This is a genomic window from Micromonospora sp. NPDC005161, from assembly GCF_053599855.1.
In genome coordinates, this window is the sequence record NZ_JBSFYQ010000003.1 from 161,177 (window position 1) to 178,632 (window position 17,456).

Genomic DNA, 17,456 nt, shown 5'->3' on the forward strand with positions numbered 1-17,456 from the left:
CGCTCCCTAGATCGCCTGATACATCGCCCAGACCATGGGGTGTGGATGAGTGATGTCCTCGTCCGAGGTGACACCGCCACGGACGGAGAAGATCCGCCACTCGTCGTACATCCGCAGCTGAAGTCGTCGCAGCGCAAGGTCATGGGGGAGCGGACAGGTCATCGCCTCCGCGAGAAGGTCGTCAAAGGCTGTCGCAAAGGAGCTGTCCGGAATGTCGTATCCGGTCGCGACGACCTCGCGTGCCCTGCCTCCGAGAATGCAGGCCGCGGCCAGGCCCACCGCTTCGCCGCCGAACAGTGACCGCCCCGCGCTCGAACAGCAGGACAGCACGACACGGGATGGCAGAGGCAGGTACGCGCCGCCATCCTCGAAGCGGCCGAAGAACTCACCGGCGTAGATCGCGAGAGAGTCTTCCCCTGGTTCGAGCGATTTTGGTAGGTCGAGGCATGCGCGCGCGGGGTCGCTCCAGGAATGGGCGTGCCCACGGTAGTAGAAAATTCCAGGCGGATGCCCGGCGCACTCCTCATGTAGTGCTTCCCGCAGCGCCGCCTTGGCGTCGCTGCGAGGGACGGACGTGGCTCCGAAGTATTGACGTGCGTTGGAGGCGAGGAAAGCGCTTGATCCGCTGAGATCGCCCTGCGGGTCATCGACAGCCACGAGGAGGTCGAGTGGCGCGCTCGGCGATTGGGTCGCGCGTCGCTCGTCGACCTGCTGCGAGATCGAGTGTCGGATGCGTGCCCGTTCCACGAGCCGGAACCCGTCGCGATCCGTTCCGCCGACCTGCGCGATCGGCCACGGAACGCCGCTCAGCCCCGACCCGGCCGCGATGACGAGCTCAACGGGTTGCTCGACGGACGCCGCCGTCATTGCCGTGACGAGGGACGGTGGAAGCAGGCGGCCGAGCGACAACGACGCGATCCGTTCGTCGGCGGTCCCCCATTCGGAGAGGTGGTGTATCGGGTCGAAGGTTGGTGGAGCACCGTCCGACGTGACGCCGAAGGCGAACCCTCCCACATCTGCGTCGATGCCGAGGAGCACATCGTTGAGACTGTGGTCGCTGGTCAGGTCGATCACGCCACATTCGAGGGGAACGCCGTGCTGCAGTACGGACCAGTAGACGGATGATCCGTATCGGGAGATGCCGAACCACCACGGCACGCTGTCCTGGAGGTGGTGCCCGCCCGCGGAGGCTGGGGGTGGGACCAGCGTCGTGGCGTTCATGGCGTCCTCGAGCGCCGAGAAGAACGCAGCCGGTGCCGTGTTCTCCGATGGACCGGCGGCGGACGCCTCACCCGACCCTGCCGGGCTCGTCGCCTTGACCTCGGTCACCGGACCGGGCGAGCTGACCGTCTCAAGTGTCGCGGCGAGCGAGGCGCGGAGACGGTCCTTCTCGATGAACGCGGCGACCAATTCCGGATTGCCTTTCCGCACCGCGCAGTCCAGCGCGATCTGGCGGGCCGGCAGGTAGCGCGTCCACATCGACTCGCGCAGAGGATGATCACAGGCTCCATAACGGAGGTCCTCCGAGAGGTCCCACGCTGCCAGGGCCTCGCTCAGCGACTCCTCAACAGCGCCTGTCCCGTAGAGCGCCCGCGCGCGCTGCTGCCGAATCGCTGCGTGTATCCAGTGCTCGGAGGGAGTGTCCGCCAGGATTTCCTGGGTGATGTCGCAGTGGACCAGCGCCTCTTCATGGCGGCCCGCGTCGTTGAGAGCCATGATGGCCCGTTCGGTGATCAGCGACCCGGCCAGCCTGCCAAAGTTCCACAACGGCATGAACCAGTCAAGGTCGCTCGGCAGTTGATCGCCCATCTGAATGATGTCCATGGCGGCGATGACGCGGCGCAGGGCCTCGTTGATTTCCGCCGCCTCGTCCATCTGAGATCGCAGCTCGCGGTAGGTCCCCGGATCGTCGGAATTGTAGAGGCAGATCAACGCCAATGTCGCATTGCGGCTCGCGAGCTCGGGTTTGTCGGTCGCGGTGGTCGCATGGTAGAAGAACTCCCCCGAGAGTGACCACTGGGCGTAACGAAGGTATTCGCGCCCGAATAGGAAGAGCGCGTTGGCGAGCAATGGATCAGGCCGCCCGTTGCCACTGCCGAAACCGCGCTCCACGTATCGCGCCGCCGCAGTGGGAAACAACCCCAACACGGCCTTGTGGTGGTCTCCGCGGTCCAGAGCGGTGAGCGCCTCGAGATAGCTCAGAAGTTGGAACGCGGGGGCGTTGTCGACTCGCGCATTTCCGTCTTTGTCGTTGAGGTGAGCGTCCAACTTCTCGGCGACCGCGCGGCTGGCCTCGTTGGACGATGAGCCGATTTCGGGCACAGTGACACAGGCAATACGCTCCGCGCGCCTGACGGTGCGGGCGAGTGTGGTCGGGACCCAGGACATCTGCCCTCCGGGCTGCGTTGTCCGCGCGGGATATTGAGGAATGTGGGCGTACAGGAAGCCCGATATTGCCACCCAGGGGAAACAGCGATGCCAGACTGTCCGGCTTCGGTCAGTTGGGCCCCGATGACTCCAGGGCGCTCGTGTCTCCGACACCGGTGCGCCGGTGGCTTGTGGCAGCGGGGTCAGGGCAGCGGGTGGGCGATGCCGCGGGCGTGGTCGGTGAGCGCCGCGCCGACCACGGTCGCGGCAACCGGCAGCACCTCCAGGCAGCGGCGCACCGCGGCGGCCATCAGCACGTTCGGTACGCGCATGGAGAGCGTGCAGTGCGGCACCCAGCGTCCCGGCTGGTAGTGCTCGACCAGGGTGATGCCGGCAGCGGCCAGCCGGTCGTGCACCAGCCGGTGGTGCGCCAGCAGCTCCGGGGTGACCGTCGGGCCGAGCCACAGCACCCGGCCGACGAACTGGCCGGCGTGCTGGAAGTCGAGCCGCAGCGGTGCGGCCACGACCGTGCCGCTCAACGCCGCGGCGACCTGCTCGGGGTCGAAGCGGGGCGCCACCGCGAGCGAGACGTGCGGGCGGTGGCGCTGCTCCAGCAGCGAACGCATGCTCTGCACGCCCTCGGCCTCCAGCGCGTCCCAGAGCACCCGGATCCGCCGGGTGGCGTCCGGATCCAGATACAGCTCCAAGGCGGCGACCACGTGATCACCGTAACGGCAGAGGTTTGCCCGACGACTCAGGCGGTACCTGATCGGAGACAGACCAGGAGGCGTGACCCGTGGACGTGAGTGATCTGCTGACCGAGGCGTACGACCGCCTGCCCGACCTCGTCCGCGCGGCGGTCGACGGCCTCACCCCCGAGCAGCTGCATCGGGCGCCCGGTCCCGGCGCCAACACGATCGGCTGGCTGGTCTGGCACCTGACCCGCGTCCAGGACGATCACGTCGCCGACCTGCTCGACACCGACCAGATCTGGGTCAGTGGCGACTGGGCGGGCCGGTTCGGGCTCACCGCCGACCCGGACGACACCGGCTACGGCCACTCGCCCGCGCAGGTCGCCGCGGTGCGGCCGGAGAGCGCGCAGGCGCTGATCGACTACTACGAGGCGGTCTCGGGGCGGACCCGCCCGTTCCTGGCCGGTCTGCGTCCGGCGGACCTGGACCGCGTGGTCGACGAGGCGTGGGATCCACCGGTCACCCTCGGCGTCCGGCTGGTCAGTGTCGCCCACGACGACCTGCAACACGTCGGCCAGGCCAGCTATGTCCGCGGCCTGATCGGAGCCGACTGACCGGCGGCGACCGCCGGGCTCAGGGCACGATCACGGCCCGGCCGTCCAGCGTGCCATCGCGCATCTGCCGGTACGGGGTGAGCCCGGCGTCGGTCAGTGGCGCGGCGTCCACCGGATCCATCCCGGCCGGCAGCGGCACGATGTGCCGTGCGGCCGCTGCCCGGAGTCGAGCCGGTGTGATCGTCACCCGGTCCGGGTGAGCCGGCCTCACCCCGTTGCGGGGGATCCTGCGGGGAAGCGAAGGAGGGGACGTGATGGGTGCGACGGTGGCGGAATACCTGCGACAGCTGGACTCCGGCCGGCGTACCGACCTGCCGGAGACGACCTCCGGGACACTCCGGCTGGACGCGCGCGAGGACGGCCGCACCGAGCACTGGTACCTGACCGTCGCCGACCAGCACGTGCGGGTGACCCAGTCGAGCGACGACGCGGACCTGGTCATCCGCGCCGACCCGGCGGTCTTCGACCGGTTGGCGAGCGGGGAGACCCACGTGGCGACGGCGCTGCTGCGCAACGAGCTGTCCGTGCAGGGAAACCTGCAGCTGCTGCTGCTGCTGCGGCGCATCTTCCCCGGGCCGGCCGGTGCCCGCCATCCGCGCGAGCTGGGTCGGGCCGCGATGGCCGGGCGGAAGGGGCGACAGTGAGCCGCGAACGGGTGCACGTGATCGCGGGCAACGCCTTCGCGATCAGCGACGGGCAGGGCGACGTGGCGGAGGACCCGGGAAGTCCGGTCGGGCTCTTCTCGTTCGACACCCGCTTCCTGTCGCGCTGGGTGCTCAAGGTCGGCGGGGAAGAGCTGAACGTGCTCTCCCGCGACGACATGACGTACTTCGAGACCCGGTTCTTCCTGGTCCCGGGCGCGGCGAGTCACTACGTCGACGCCGACGTGTCGGTCATCCGGCACCGCTCGATCAACGACAGCTTCAACGAGCGCATCACGTTGCTGAACCACTCGGCGGAGCCGGCCGAGTTCACCGTGCGGATGGACATGGGCAACGACTTCGCCGACCTGGCCGACCTGGCCGACGTCGCTCAGGGCCTGGAACTGCGGCGACGGGACGTCGGCGTCGCCGCCGACTCCGCGCGCGGGCAGCTCGTGCTGCGGTACGAGCGGGAGCGGTTCGTCCGCGCAACCACCATCAGCAGCACGGCTCCCGCCGACGTCGACGAGAGGGGAATGACGTTCCGGATCCGGATCGAGCCCGAGGGGAAGTGGGAGACCGACCTGCACGTCACGATGAACATCCAGGGCGAGGGCGGCCGGGACCTGCGCAAGGACCTGGAGTCACACCGGGAGCACGTACACGGAGGGATGCGCGAGGAGCTGGCGGCCTGGATGGACCGTGCCCCACAGTTGGTGGCCGAACGGGACGGCCTGGAGAAGACCTACCGGGGCAGCCTGGCCGACCTGGCGGCGCTGCGCTACCTGCCGCTGGCGCACGACACCCGGGTGCCGGTCGGCGGCCTGCCCTGGGCGATGGGGCTCTGCGGGCGGGACAGCATCTTCACCTGCCTGCAGACCATGGCGTTCACCCCCGAGCTGACCCCCGCGACGCTGCGGTTGCTGGCGCTGTTGCAGGGCGGCCAGCTCGACGACGAGCACGAGGAGGAGCCGGGCAAGATTGTCGCCCAGCTCCGCTACGGCGAGTCGGCCGCGTTCGCCGACCGGCCGGACGCGCTGTACTACGGCGCGGCGGACACCACCCCGCTGTTCGTCGTCCTGCTCGACGAGTACGAGCGCTGGTCCGGCGACGCGGACCTGGTCCGCGAGCTGCGCCACCCGACCCGGATGGCCCTGGACTGGATCGACGAGTACGGCGACCTGACCGGCGACGGGTACGTGCGCTACCAGCGTCGCAACGAGCGGCACGGCCTGATCAACCAGTGTTGGAAGAACTCCCCGGACGCGATCACCGACGCGGGTGGCCGGCAACCGGCGCTTCCCCGGGCCACCTGCGAGTTGCAGGGTTACGCGTACGACGCGAAACGGCGCGGCGCGCGGCTGGCCCGAGAATTCTGGGGTGACCCCGGGTACGCCGACCGGCTGGAGCGGGAGGCGGCCGAGCTGAAGGACCGGTTCAACCGGGACTTCTGGTTGCCGGAACGGGAGTACTACGCGTTGGCGCTGGACCCGTACGGCGAGCCGACCGACGCGCTGTCATCCAACATCGGGCACCTGCTGTGGAGCGGGATCGTCGCGGACGACCGCGCCGAGGCGGTCGCCGAGCACCTGCTCGGCCCGCGACTGTTCAGCGGCTGGGGGGTGCGCACCTTCGCCACCGGGCAGCAGCCGTACAACCCGGTGGGCTCACACCTGGGGGCGGTGTGGCCGTCGGACAACGCCCTGATCGCGGCGGGGTTGCGGCATTACCGCTTCGACACGCACGCGGGCCGGATCGCGGCCGGCATCTTCGACATGGCGCAGACGCTCGGCGGGGCGGTGCCGGAGCTGATCGCCGGCTACGAGCGCAGCACCACGAAGTACCCCGTCCAGCTGCCGGCGGCCGGTCGTCCGCAGTCGTGGTCCTCGGGTGCGCTGCTGATGCTGCTGGGCACCCTGCTGGGGCTGCGGCCCACCGGCGACAACCTTCTGGTCAATCCGGCCCTGCCAGCGGGCTTCGGCAGGGTCGAGCTGCTGGACATCCCGGGCCGTTGGGGTCTCACCGACGCGTACGCCGGAGACCGTTCCCCCATGACCATCGCCCGTCGTCGACTTCGGTGATCGCGGAAGGTGCGTCAGGGCACGCCGTCGGCGGTGACGCCTACTTCCTGCGTACCGTGCACGGTCGGTGTGGGTCGGGTGGCGGTGCGCCGGGCGAACGTGCGGTCGATGCCGACGAAGAGCAGGCCGAGCAGCCAGAACGCGACGGCGAAGGAGAGCGCGCTGATCGCCACCCCGGCGTAGCCCAGCTCGCCCGCGTCCAGGAACGGGTACGGGTAGCGGTGCACGACCAGCCCCCGCAGGAGGGCGAAACCGAGGTAGCCCAGTGGAAACGCCAGCCACCAGGCCGCGTACCGCAGGCGCAGCCTGGCGCGCTGGTCGAAGAGCACCCAGTCGGCGACCGCCAGCAGCGGCACCACCGTGTGCAGCAACTGGTTGCCGAGTGCCTCGCCGGCGGCCCGGTCCGGCTGGGCCATCGCGAACGGACTGGCCGGGTTGGCAAGCACCAGGTGGTAGACCACGCCGGTGATGGTGATGTAGAGGGTGACCGCGCCGCGTAGCGCCGACGGTGGATCGGGTCGGTCCCGCCACGCGCTGAGGCCTGCGTACGCCGCGAGAGCGCCGACCGCGACGTTGCTCTGGATGGTGAAGTACGGCAGGAGCCCGCTGAGGGTGGCCGGGCCGAGCGCGGTGAGTGCGATCCCGGCCAGCACGCTGAGCACCACCACCAGGCGCAGGACCGCCGCCGCGCGTCGCCGCCGCAGACTCATCGGGGCAAGTTATCAGTCCACGGGCGACCCGTGCTCAGCTGGACGAGCCGCACGAGGCGGGGGAGTCGCCAGCGGGCGTCCCGGCCGGTCAGGTCGGTGGGCCGCCCGGCGGGGAGTGCCGGCCGTTGCCCGGTGGGGTGCGGTCCGGTCCGGCAGCGGTGGGTCGGTTGTCCCGGGGCCGGGCGGCTGTGGGCGCCGACTCGGCGTGGTCCCTGGTCGCTTGTCGGTCGCCCGGCCCTGCGCCGGCTCGGCGGCCAGGACCCGCACGCAGTAGTCGGCCACCCGCTGCCGGTCACCGGCGGCGGCGATCAGGCCGGAGAAGGCCGGGTTGTCGAGGGCCCGGCCGTGGTCGTCCCCGGCGCCCGCCTGGTACACCCGGCACAGGCCCGCCACCTCAGCGGCGACCGAGGTGGGCGGCACCGGCCCGCTCGTGTCCGGTGCGCCCGATATGAGCTGCCCACCACCCGTGGCTGGGGCGGGCACGGCGGGTGGACCGGTGGGCGCCGGCACGGTGACCATGGGCGGGCGCGGTGGACGGGGCGCAGGGCCGTTGGTGGCCGCCAACGCCACCCCGCCGCCAACGGCCAGGGCGAGGGCCGCCACGGCGGCCCTGCCGCCGAACCGGGCGAGGCGGCGTGAACGGCCGGCGGTCGGTCGGGAACCGGCCGGTGCGACGCCCTCCCCGGCCTGCTGGGCGGACTCGCCACGGAGGCGGCCGTGGCGCTCCCGACGGAAGGCCAGCACGGCGACGTCCTCACCGGCCAGCTCCGCGGGGCGCGGCGCGGCGCGTGCCGCGATCAGCAGCAGCACGACCGGTCGTGGCCCGGCCGATGGCTCGACGGACCCGCCGAGCAGCCGCTCGGCGGTCTTGTGGTCCATCCGGTCTGCGTTCATCTCGTGTCCCTCAGCGCCGCCCACCTGCGCGGTGTCACATCCGCCCGCGCGGGGCGGAACCGGGGTGACACGCGAGGTGGACGACGGGGACCGCTGGCGAACGCCGGTGGCCGGTCGGCCCGCTCAGCCCATGGTCTTGGTGCCGTCGATCGCCTCGCGCAGGATGTCGGCGTGCCCGGCGTGCTGAGACGTCTCGGCGATCAGGTGCAGCAGCACCCGACGGACCGTCCAGCTCGCCCCCGGCTCGAACCAGGGCGCCTGCGGCAGCGGGTGCGCCGCGTCCAGGTCGAGGGTGGCCATCAGCTCGTCGGTCTGGTCGGCAACCTGCCGGAACCGCTCGACGAGCCCGGCAAGGGTCTCGCCCTGCGTCATCCGGAACTGGCCCGCCCAGTCGATCTCCTCGCGTTGCATCGCCTCCGCGCCGCCGACGGCGAAGAGCATCCACCGTTGCTCGGTGCCGGCCACGTGCTTGATGAGGCCGCCGAGGCAGAGCTCGCTGACCGTGCTGCAGGTGGACGCCTGTTCGTCGGTCAGCCCGTCGACGGTGTGCAGGAGGAAACCCCGGTGTCGGCGCAGTGTCTGCAGCAGGTCGGCCCGCTCCCCGGTCAGCTGCTCGGTGCTGGTCATGGTGCCACCTCTCCGTCGATGTCCGCTCGGTGCCAGCGTAGGAGTCGGCACCGACAATCCCGGATCCGAAACGACGGCGGCGCGGGCCGCCAGCGGTTGCCGATCCCGGCGCGGAGCGGTCCACTGAATGACATGGGTGTGATTAAGGTGGGCACGTCGTCCTGGGCCGACCAGTCGCTGCTGCGCTCCGGGTGGTACCCGCGCTCGGCCAACACCCCCGCCGGCCGACTCGCCTACTACGCCGGCCGGTTCCCACTGGTCGAGGTGGACACCTCCTACTACGCGATCCCCGCGCCGGAGGTCACGCAGGGCTGGGTCGACGCCACACCGGGCGAGTTCACCTTCGACGTCAAGGCGTTCAGCCTCTTCACCGGTCACCCGACGCCGGTCACCGCGCTGCCTCGCGACCTGCGCCCGGCCGCCGGCCCGAGCCGGATCCGTCGCCGCGACCTGCCGGAGCGGGCGTACGACGAGTTGTGGTCCCGGTTCCGGGCGGCGCTGGACCCGATCGCGGCGGCCGGCAAGCTGGGTGTCGTGCTGCTGCAGTTCCCGCCGTGGCTGGTACGCGGCGCCGCCGCCGAACGCCGGATCGCCGAGCTGGCGCGGCGATGCCGGCCGTGGCGGGTCGCCGTGGAGCTGCGGCACGGGTCCTGGTTCGACGAAGCGGCGGCACCGGCCACGATGGATCTGCTGCGCGCGCACGACCTCTCGCTGGTCTGCGTCGACATGCCGCAGGGCCACCCGTCATCGGTGCCGCCGATCCTGACCACCACGGCGGAGCCGGCGATCGTCCGGTTCCACGGCCACAGCGATGCCTGGCGCGACGGCGACAAGCAGGACAAGTTCCGCTACGCGTACGCCGAGCAGGAGCTGCGGCACTGGGCCGGGCTGCTGGCCGAGCTGGCCGGCCCGGCCGACGAGCTGCACGTGCTGTTCAACAACTGCTGCGCCGGTCAGGCACAGCGCGACGCCACCCGGCTGGCGCAACTGCTCGCCGAGAACATTCACGGAGCCGGGCCGGAACGCCAGACTGTCCCGGCCCGCGCCACGTCGACCGGCTGAGGGTCGGGTGCCGGCGCCCGGGGGTCCCGGTCCGGGCGACGGCAGGTGGTGCCGTCAGGAGCGCCGGCCTCGGGTCCGCAGCGCGTCCTGGGCCCGCTCGTCGATGTCCGCATCGTCCGGGAAGGAGCGGCGGCTGGGTGCCGGGTCCGGGGGCGCGCCGGGTCCGGCCGCGGTGGTACGGGTCGGTTCCACCGAGCCGAAGTCGTGCCGGCCGGCCGGGCCGGACCGGCCCGCCGGGGCGCCGGCGCGGCGATCACCCCGCTGCCCCTCGGGCACCGCCGTCTCCTCGCTGCCCTCGTCCATCGGCGAGTGCTCATCCACGCCCCAGGGCGGCTCGGCGTCGAAGCCGTCCTCGGCCTTCCACGGCTCGACCGCCTCCGGCTCCAGCCGGTCGCCGCTGCCACTGGGTCCCTCGTGCGCCGTCATGGCCACCCCGCTCGTCGGGTCCGCCGCTACCGGCGGACGATTGCCCTCCCCGGGCCGTCCGGCTCGCCCGGTCGCGGCCGCCCGGCGTGCCCGGTCGTAACGGCGGCGCCGAGCCGGCCGGCGCCCCGCCGTCGAGGTGCCGGCGGGACGCCGGCCAGCCCGGCGCTCAGCGCCCGGCCATCGCCATCTGCCGCTTGCCGGCGTTCATGCCCGCCATCTTCGCCATCCCCTTCGGGGCGCTCATCAGCATGCCGGCCCGGCCGAGCATCCCCCGGAACACCTGGCTGGGTTTCTGCTGCTCACCCATGTAGGAGGTGACCACCACCAGGGTCCCGGTCAGCGCCGGGATGGCCCACTGGAGCAGCCTCATCTGCCGCTGCGAGGCGGCAACTCTGGCCGGTGTCTGGTGGTTCGGCTCGGTGGCGCCGTTCACCGGTGGGGCGCCCGCCTTTTCCAACCGCATGCCGATCAACCGGCTGTAGCCGGTCACCGCGAGCGCGCCGATCGTCAGCGCGGTCTTGATGGTGCTGGCGCGGGCGACACCGGACTGACCGGCCACCCGTGGACTCTCCGTCACCAGTTCGCCGACCGCTCCGGCCAGGTGGGCGCCGATCGCGGCCGCGTTGACCGGGGTCCACTTGGACCATCCGGCCGAGGCGACCGGGAGCCGCTGGGTGGAATCACTGATCTTCGCCGCCGCGCCGTTGACGCCGAGCGCTCCCATGAGGGAGCCGCCGAACCAGGCCGCCAGACCCAGATCGTGCATCGAGCGCAGTGCGGTATGCCGTTCGGACATCTGATCCCCTTCCGCCGTGTCGGGCGCTGCGGCTTACCCGCCGCCCGGGCGGCTAACCCCGCCCCGTGCGTGCCGATCCGGCGTCGGGTCGGCACGTCGGGGACGTCGGGGTCGCGGCGGTGCCGGACCGCCGCCGGCAGGAGTCGTCCGGTCGGTGGCGGGTAGATGCTGGGGGGACGCTGACGGAGAGGGGAACGGGATGTCGCAGCCGGACGAGAGCCGGGAGAAGACCCCGAAGACCGACGCGGTGCTCATGCACCCGGACAACGACCCACACAAGAACACCGCGGAGGCCGCGCCGCGTAAGGACCACGGTGAGGTCCGGGTGGAGCGCGACGGCAAGCTCGTGCCGCTGCACGAGGAGGAGTGAGCGGGTCGGTCGGGCGGCCATCGACGGCCCGGCCGGTGCGGCTCAGCGGGGCGGCAGGTCGCTGGCGAAACCGGCGATCCGCCGCGCCAGCGGGGTGGCCGCACGGACCCAGGTGAAGTGGTCGAGCGCGGCGCCGGCCTGTGCCACTGTGTACCGCTCCCGGGTCACCGGGGCCGCGGTGAGCTTCGCGCAGAGGTGGTCCATGGACTCGTGCGGTGTGTACTGGTCGTCGTCCACGCTGACCGCCAGCACCGGTGTTCGTACCGCGCGCACCGCCGTCTCGGTGTCCGTGGCGTCCAGTTGGGGGAACCGGCCGGTCCGCGCGGTGTACGCCCAGTCTCTGATCACCCCGCGGGCCTGCCGGCCCCCGAAACCCCAGCCCGGCCAGACCCCGAGCAGCGCCGCGGTCGCGGCGATCCCCTGGGTGTACGGCAGCACGCCGAGGCCGCGCCGGCCCGGATAGCTTCGCCAGTAGGGGACGCCGACCGCGACCAGCGCCAGCCCGTCCACCGAGTCACCACCGTGCAGGGCGAGGTGCAGCAGTGCGGCCTGCCCGCCGAGCGAGTGCCCCAGCAGCAGCCGGGTACGCCCGTCCAGCCGCGGCTTGAGCGCGGCCAGTACGGTGCCGACGTCGCTGGCCAGCTCGCTGTAGCCGTGCCGGTCGGCGCGGCTCGGCGCGGGGGTGCTCGTCCCGGTGCCGCGAAGGTCGACGACGACCACCGCCAGCCCGGCGGCGCGCAGCGCGGCCGCGAACGGCCGGTAGTAGCGGGCCCGGACCCCCATCGCCGGCCAGATCACCACCACCGGCGCACCCGCCGGACCGGCCGGCTCCGGATACACCTGCACGCCGAGCCGACCGCCGTCGACGTCGACGAATTCCTGCGCGTACTCCGTGTCCCCGTTCACGGGCCCAGCTTACGGGCCGACATTACCGGCGGGTAGCCGCCGCTGCCCGCTCTCATTCCGTCCGGACGCGACGGAAGCCCCGCCGGATGGCGGGGCCTCCGGGGACGATTCCGGTCAGGACACCGAGATCGTCCCGTTGCTCGCCCGCACGCAGGCCACCGCCCGGGCGCTGGTGGTGGCAGCGCCGCTGAGGCACTGGCCGAGCACCTGGTGCCCGGTGGCGTTCGGGTGCCACGACTCCTGGCAGGTCTGGAAGTAGCTGACGCAGGTGTTGGCGATTCGCTGGATCGCGATCTTGTCCTTGCCGGAGAGGCTGGTGACGAAGGTGCCGTTCGGGCTGTCCTGCAGCCGGATCGGGGTGGCCAGCGCGCCGGTCGGGCTGGTCGACGACTCACAGAGCCGCGCGCCGTCGAAGGCCCGCTGCACGTTGAGGTAGACCAGGTCGGCGGCGGGGAACTCGGCGGCCAGGGTGTCCCGGGTGGACTTCACCAGGGTGCCGAGGCCCTGCGAGAAGCGGTGTCCGGGCATCAGGCTGGCCCGGTGGATCGGGCAACCTGCCGCGTACCGCTCGGCTCCCAGGTCACGGAACTTGTCCCGAGTGTCGTCCCGGCCGTCCTCGGTGTGGAACGTCGAGTTCAGGTCCATCGGCAGCGGGTTGGTGTAGTCCTGGAACACAATCCGGTGCTGCCCGTCCGCGTCCACCTGGTCGAGGGTGGTCAGCAGCTGTCGTACCGCGGCGGTGGTCTCCGCGGTCGCGGCGCTGAGCTGCGCGGCGGTGGCCAGGTCGGCGTCGGTGCACGGCTTCTGCTCCACCGGGCCGCCCAGGTACGCCCAGAACTCCCACCAGCCCGTCCAGGCGTCGGCGATGAAGCGGTTGGCGCACTTCTCCGCCACGCTGCCGAACGTGAACGAGCTGTTGTTGGAACCCAGGCCGATCAGCACCAGGTCGATGTCCTGGGTCTGCGCGACGGCACGGAGCTGGTTGAGCTGCGAGGCCACCGTACGGCCGTTGGCCCGCGCCTGGGAGGCGTTGGCGATGTCGTGTGGCTGCCCGCCGGAGCAGGCCAGGTTGAACCGGTTCTGGATGCCCGGCAGGTTGGCCTGGTTCAACGAGGCGTTCGCCGAACGGTGGCAGAAGAACGCGTTGTTGTTCGGCGCCGTCCAGCCGGGGAAGCCCTGGGCGACACCGTTGACGTCGACGACCGGGGTGTACGCCCCGGCGCCCTCGCCGCTGATGAAGCTGTCACCGAGCGCCACGGCGGCGGTGGGGAGCGCGGCGGACGCGGGGGCGGGCAGCGCGACGGCGGTCGACAGCGCCGCCGTGACAATCGTGAGTGCCGCGGCGAGCGCGGTACGCCGGAACCTGGCCATGGGGCTCCCATCCATCGAAAGATGAAAGATTCTCTGAGAGCGCGATCAGATCACCCCCGCGCGACGGGCGTCAATGGCCCGTAGCGGAATCGTTCGATGAAAGACACGCCCGCCCCGGTGCACCGTTCGGTCTCCACCTGCCGGCGATCCGAGCCCTGCTGCTGGAACCCGCCGGGCCGGCCGGATCCGGAGCCCGCGTGCTCTGCCTGCGCGACCCACTCACGCAACGCACGCACACCGACGTGGTCACCGAGGCGCCCCCCGACGCCGTGCTCATCGTGGACGGTGTGTTCGCGTTCCGCCCGAGCTGAACGACCTCCGCTACCTTGCCGCCGCAAGCGTCTACCTCGAAGCCGACCCGCTCTCACAGGTCGACGCGATCGCGGACAACACCAACTTCACCCGTCCCCGTCTGCTGCCGCACTGAGCGCACGGTCGGGCTGCTCGCGACGCCTCAGCGCCACCGCACCGACGGCGTTCAGACCGACACCCCACACCAGCAGTCCGCAGAACCACTGCGTCCACCGCAGCACGCTCATGTCCCCGGAGAGCAGGTTGCGCACGCTGCCGAACGGGGTGAGCCACACCTGCGCCGGACGGAGAGCGTCCACCGCGCCCAACAGCCCGAACAGACCCAACGGCAGGACGATCGTGGCGAGGAACGCGACCACCGTCGACCGCAGCAGCAGGCCCAGCCCGGTGCCCACCAGCCCGGCGACGACCTGTACCAGCACGCTGCCCACCGCGATCGTTCCGACGTGCCGCCACGGATCGTCGGCCACGTCGGCCGGGGTGAGAGCGAGCGTCGCCGCGCAGATCAGCACCCCGACGACGCCGATGACGACGGCCGGCAGCCCCACCGCGAGCACCGTGGGGATGACCCGGACAGCGTCGGGCGCCCGTCGCAGGTCGCGCACCAGGAGGATGCCGAAGAGCGGCGTCATGACCGACATCAGGCTCTGGACCGTGTCCGAGAGACCGGCGAACGTGCGGTCGGCGGGGTCCATCGCGGGGGTCACGGCCACGGCGGCGAGCAGCCCCGCCAGCAGGGTGCCCGCGAGCAGCCACCGTCGGGCCCGCGTGCCGATGGCGCGCCGGTAAGTGTCGCGAGTCGTCCTGTCCTCGTCCATGCGGCTCCCGCCCCGCGCCGGCGCGTGCCGGGCGCGATCGCCGGTCAGCGTACCGACCGAACGGCCCCTCCGTGGCCCCGCGACCGCCGCCGGCCGACCGGTCGGAACCGGCTGCGGCCTGTTCGTTGGCTCACGTCCGGCGGCCCGAGGCACGGCGGGTCGCGTAGGTCCTCCGGGAGTTGTCCTAGCCTCGGGCTAGGCTCGCTGCGGCGCGCCACGCCGGCTGATGTCGCCGGTGACCGGCAGCACACCGCCGAGACCGGGGAGTACGACCAGTTGACCGCAGAGCCTGACACCCTGTACGGGGCCGATGACCTCACCCACCTTGAGGGGCTGGACGCCGTCCGCAAGCGGCCCGGCATGTACATCGGTTCCACCGACAGCCGTGGCGTGGGTCACCTCGTCAACGAGATCCTCGACAACTCCACCGACGAGGGTGTCGCCGGTCACGCCACCAACGTCGAGGTGACGCTGCACGCCGACGGCTCGGTGCAGGTCGACGACGACGGCCGGGGCATCCCCACCGACGTGCACGCCAAGTCCGGCATCTCCGGCGTCGAGCTGGTGCTCACCCGGCTGCACGCCGGGGGCAAGTTCGGCGGCTCCGGCTACAAGACCTCCGGCGGCCTGCACGGCGTCGGCGCGTCCGCGGTCAACGCGCTGTCCCGCCGGTTCGACGTGACCGTCCGCCGCGCAGGCAAGATCCACTCGATGTCCTTCCGGCACGGCGTGCCGGGGATCTTCGACGGCGACGGGCCGGACGCGCCGTTCACCGCCGGCCCCGGGCTCCAGGTGGTCGGCGCCATGAAGCGCAGGCAGTCCACCGGCACCTCGATCCGCTGGTGGCACGACGCCCGCTACTTCGAGACCGGCGCGGCACTCGACGTCGACGCGGTCCGGATGAAGCTGCGCAACACCGCCTTCCTGGTCCCCGGCGTGCGATACCTGCTGCGCGACCTCACCGGCGAGGCGCCCGCCGAGGAGACCTTCCACTACCCCAACGGGCTCAGCGACATGGTGGAATTCCTCGCCCCGGCCGGCGACCGCCCGGTCTCCGGCACCCTGCTGGTCACCGGCGAGGGGACGTACCGGGAGAACGCCGCCGACGCCAACGGCGTCATGCAGTCCAACGTGCAGCGCCGCGCCGAGGTCGAGGTGGCGTTCCGTTGGGGCACCGGCTACGAGCGCACCGTCGAGTGCTTCACCAACACCATCCGCAACGCGCACGGCGGCACGCACCGCAAGGGCTTCGAGCGGGCCCTGGCGCGCACCCTCGCCGACGCCGTCCGCAACACCCGCGGGCTGCTCAAGGCCAAGGAGGAGCCGCCCACCCTGGACGACGTCCTGGAGGGGATGACCGCGGTGGTGCACGTGCGGCTCCCCGAGCCGCAGTTCACCTCGCAGACCAAGGACGAGCTGTCCACCACCGGCATCACCAAGGTGATCCAGACCCTGATCGACGCACACATCAAGGCGTGGCTGGAAGACAAGCGCACCAAGGCCGAGGCGCGCACCGTGCTGCAGAAGATCGTCGACGCGGCGCGGGTGCGGCTCACCCAGAAGCAGCAGAAGGACGCCGCGCGGCGCAAGACCGCCCTGGAGGGCGCGTCGATGCCGCCGAAGCTGGTCGACTGCCGGGCCATCGGCATCGACCGCAGCGAGCTCTTCATCGTCGAGGGCGACAGCGCCCTCGGGACGAGCCGGATGGCCCGCTCCTCGGAATACCAGGCGCTGCTGCCGATCCGGGGCAAGATCCTCAACGTACAGAAGGCCAACCTCCAGCAGGTGTTGGACAATGCCGAGTGCGCGGCGATCGTCCAGGTGCTCGGCGCCGGATCGGGGCGCACCTTCGACCTGTCCGCACTGCGCTACGGCCGGGTGCTGATCATGGCCGACGCGGACGTGGACGGCGCGCACATCCGTACGCTCCTGATCACCCTCTTCGCCCGGTACATGCGGCCGTTGATCGAGGCCGGTCGGCTCTACGCCGCGATGCCACCCCTGCACAAGATCACCACCAAGGGGCGCAACCCGCAGACCACCTACACCTACACCCAGGCCGAGATGGAGGCGACGGTCCGCAAGCTGGAGAAGTCCGGCAAGCAGATCGTCACCCCGATCCCGCGGTTCAAGGGCCTCGGTGAGATGGACGCCGACGAACTGTGGGACACCACGATGAACCCGGCCACCCGCGCCGTCCGCCGGATCACCCTCGACGACGTGGACGCCGCCGAGCGGATCCTCGAACTGCTGATGGGGGAGAAGGTCGAGCCGCGCCGCAACTGGCTGATCGACTCCGCCGACCGGGTCGACCGTGAGGCGATCGACGCATGAGCACGCGTACCGTCCGAGGGGAAAGCTGAGTCATGGCACGCCGCAAGGAAAACAAGGTCGATCTCTCCTCGTTCGACCAGGCCGGCGCGCGGGTCTTCGACAATCCGCTGGTCACCGAGGTCTCCGACTCCTACCTGGAGTACGCGTTCTCGGTCATCCACTCCCGTGCCCTGCCCGACGCCCGCGACGGCCTCAAGCCCGTGCACCGGCGCATTCTCTGGTCGATGTACGAGCAGGGCTACCGCCCCGACCGCGCGCATGTGAAGTCTGCCCGAATTGTCGGTGATGCGATGGGCAAGTACCATCCACACGGCGACACGGCGATTTACGACGCCATGGTGCGTCTCGCGCAGGACTTCTCGCTCAACGTGCCGCTCATCGACGGGCATGGAAATTTTGGATCTCCAGACGATGGCCCGGCCGCCTCGAGATACT

The 17,456-nt window shown here is 71.3% G+C and carries 17 protein-coding genes and 1 pseudogene; 7 read left to right on the forward strand and 11 right to left on the reverse strand.

Features of this window, described 5'->3' with window-relative positions:
* Positions 1–6: 6 nt before the first annotated feature.
* Both ACWD5O_RS04540 and ACWD5O_RS04545 read right to left on the reverse strand, forming a co-directional pair.
* On the reverse strand, positions 7–2,388 hold the full coding sequence (locus tag ACWD5O_RS04540; RefSeq protein ID WP_450084572.1) for a hypothetical protein: 2,382 nt from the start codon (positions 2,386–2,388) through the stop codon (positions 7–9).
* A gap of 182 nt (positions 2,389–2,570) precedes the next feature.
* On the reverse strand, positions 2,571–3,086 hold the full coding sequence (locus tag ACWD5O_RS04545) for a 2'-5' RNA ligase family protein (protein ID WP_450084573.1): 516 nt from the start codon (positions 3,084–3,086) through the stop codon (positions 2,571–2,573).
* Between the two features lie 77 nt (positions 3,087–3,163).
* Between ACWD5O_RS04545 and ACWD5O_RS04550 the strand changes: the two genes are divergently transcribed.
* Positions 3,164–3,673 carry a mycothiol transferase gene (locus tag ACWD5O_RS04550; protein ID WP_450084574.1) on the forward strand — a complete coding sequence of 170 codons (510 nt, stop codon included), beginning with the start codon at positions 3,164–3,166 and terminating at the stop codon, positions 3,671–3,673.
* Between the two features lie 19 nt (positions 3,674–3,692).
* On the opposite strand, the gene ACWD5O_RS04555 is transcribed toward ACWD5O_RS04550, so the two are convergent.
* A complete protein-coding gene (locus ACWD5O_RS04555) occupies positions 3,693–3,860 on the reverse strand; it encodes a hypothetical protein (protein ID WP_450084575.1) in 168 nt (55 codons plus the stop codon).
* A 67-nt stretch (positions 3,861–3,927) separates the two neighbouring features.
* Here ACWD5O_RS04555 and ACWD5O_RS04560 point away from each other — a divergent pair, with 67 nt between their 5' ends.
* A complete protein-coding gene (locus ACWD5O_RS04560) occupies positions 3,928–4,317 on the forward strand; it encodes an SCP2 sterol-binding domain-containing protein (protein WP_450084576.1) in 390 nt (129 codons plus the stop codon).
* Positions 4,314–6,395 (forward strand): amylo-alpha-1,6-glucosidase, encoded by a 2,082-nt coding sequence (locus ACWD5O_RS04565; protein WP_450084577.1) that lies wholly within the window; start codon positions 4,314–4,316, stop codon positions 6,393–6,395. The genes ACWD5O_RS04560 and ACWD5O_RS04565 overlap by 4 nt, the downstream gene beginning before the upstream one ends.
* Positions 6,396–6,409: 14 nt before the next feature.
* Here the strand turns inward: ACWD5O_RS04565 and ACWD5O_RS04570 are convergent, their stop codons facing one another.
* The 3 genes from ACWD5O_RS04570 to ACWD5O_RS04580 all read right to left on the reverse strand — a co-directional run bounded on the left by ACWD5O_RS04570 (position 6,410) and on the right by ACWD5O_RS04580 (position 8,626).
* On the reverse strand, positions 6,410–7,105 hold the full coding sequence (locus ACWD5O_RS04570) for a Pr6Pr family membrane protein (protein WP_450084578.1): 696 nt from the start codon (positions 7,103–7,105) through the stop codon (positions 6,410–6,412).
* Positions 7,106–7,117: 12 nt separating this feature from the next.
* Positions 7,118–7,999 (reverse strand): hypothetical protein, encoded by an 882-nt coding sequence (locus ACWD5O_RS04575; protein WP_450084579.1) that lies wholly within the window; start codon positions 7,997–7,999, stop codon positions 7,118–7,120.
* A gap of 123 nt (positions 8,000–8,122) precedes the next feature.
* Positions 8,123–8,626, reverse strand: coding sequence for a DinB family protein (locus ACWD5O_RS04580; protein ID WP_450084580.1), 504 nt, complete (start codon positions 8,624–8,626; stop codon positions 8,123–8,125).
* Positions 8,627–8,758: 132 nt separating this feature from the next.
* Between ACWD5O_RS04580 and ACWD5O_RS04585 the strand changes: the two genes are divergently transcribed.
* Positions 8,759–9,688, forward strand: a complete 930-nt coding sequence (locus ACWD5O_RS04585; RefSeq protein ID WP_450084581.1) for a DUF72 domain-containing protein — start codon at positions 8,759–8,761, stop codon at positions 9,686–9,688.
* Between the two features lie 54 nt (positions 9,689–9,742).
* Here the strand turns inward: ACWD5O_RS04585 and ACWD5O_RS04590 are convergent, their stop codons facing one another.
* Both ACWD5O_RS04590 and ACWD5O_RS04595 read right to left on the reverse strand, forming a co-directional pair.
* Positions 9,743–10,114 (reverse strand): hypothetical protein, encoded by a 372-nt coding sequence (locus tag ACWD5O_RS04590; protein WP_450084582.1) that lies wholly within the window; start codon positions 10,112–10,114, stop codon positions 9,743–9,745.
* Between the two features lie 166 nt (positions 10,115–10,280).
* Positions 10,281–10,910: a hypothetical protein gene (locus ACWD5O_RS04595; protein ID WP_450084583.1), complete on the reverse strand. Its 630-nt coding sequence runs from the start codon at positions 10,908–10,910 to the stop codon at positions 10,281–10,283.
* A 199-nt stretch (positions 10,911–11,109) separates the two neighbouring features.
* Between ACWD5O_RS04595 and ACWD5O_RS04600 the strand changes: the two genes are divergently transcribed.
* Positions 11,110–11,280, forward strand: coding sequence for a hypothetical protein (locus ACWD5O_RS04600; protein WP_450084584.1), 171 nt, complete (start codon positions 11,110–11,112; stop codon positions 11,278–11,280).
* 42 nt (positions 11,281–11,322) lie between these two features.
* On the opposite strand, the gene ACWD5O_RS04605 is transcribed toward ACWD5O_RS04600, so the two are convergent.
* The 3 genes from ACWD5O_RS04605 to ACWD5O_RS04615 form a co-directional block, all read right to left on the reverse strand.
* On the reverse strand, positions 11,323–12,186 hold the full coding sequence (locus ACWD5O_RS04605) for an alpha/beta hydrolase family protein (protein WP_450084585.1): 864 nt from the start codon (positions 12,184–12,186) through the stop codon (positions 11,323–11,325).
* A 114-nt stretch (positions 12,187–12,300) separates the two neighbouring features.
* Complete coding sequence (locus ACWD5O_RS04610) at positions 12,301–13,557, reverse strand: hypothetical protein (RefSeq protein ID WP_450084665.1); 1,257 nt, start codon at positions 13,555–13,557, stop codon at positions 12,301–12,303.
* 398 nt (positions 13,558–13,955) lie between these two features.
* Entirely contained in the window at positions 13,956–14,687 is a 732-nt protein-coding gene (locus ACWD5O_RS04615) for a hypothetical protein (protein ID WP_450084586.1), read from the reverse strand.
* Positions 14,688–14,963: 276 nt separating this feature from the next.
* Here ACWD5O_RS04615 and ACWD5O_RS04620 point away from each other — a divergent pair, with 276 nt between their 5' ends.
* The gene (locus tag ACWD5O_RS04620) at positions 14,964–17,021 is read left to right on the forward strand and encodes a DNA gyrase/topoisomerase IV subunit B (protein WP_450084587.1); all 2,058 of its coding nucleotides are present in this window, start codon (positions 14,964–14,966) and stop codon (positions 17,019–17,021) included.
* Between the two features lie 32 nt (positions 17,022–17,053).
* Positions 17,054–17,455: pseudogene (locus ACWD5O_RS04625) on the forward strand (DNA gyrase subunit A); the annotation flags it as partial.
* Position 17,456 lies beyond the last annotated feature (1 nt).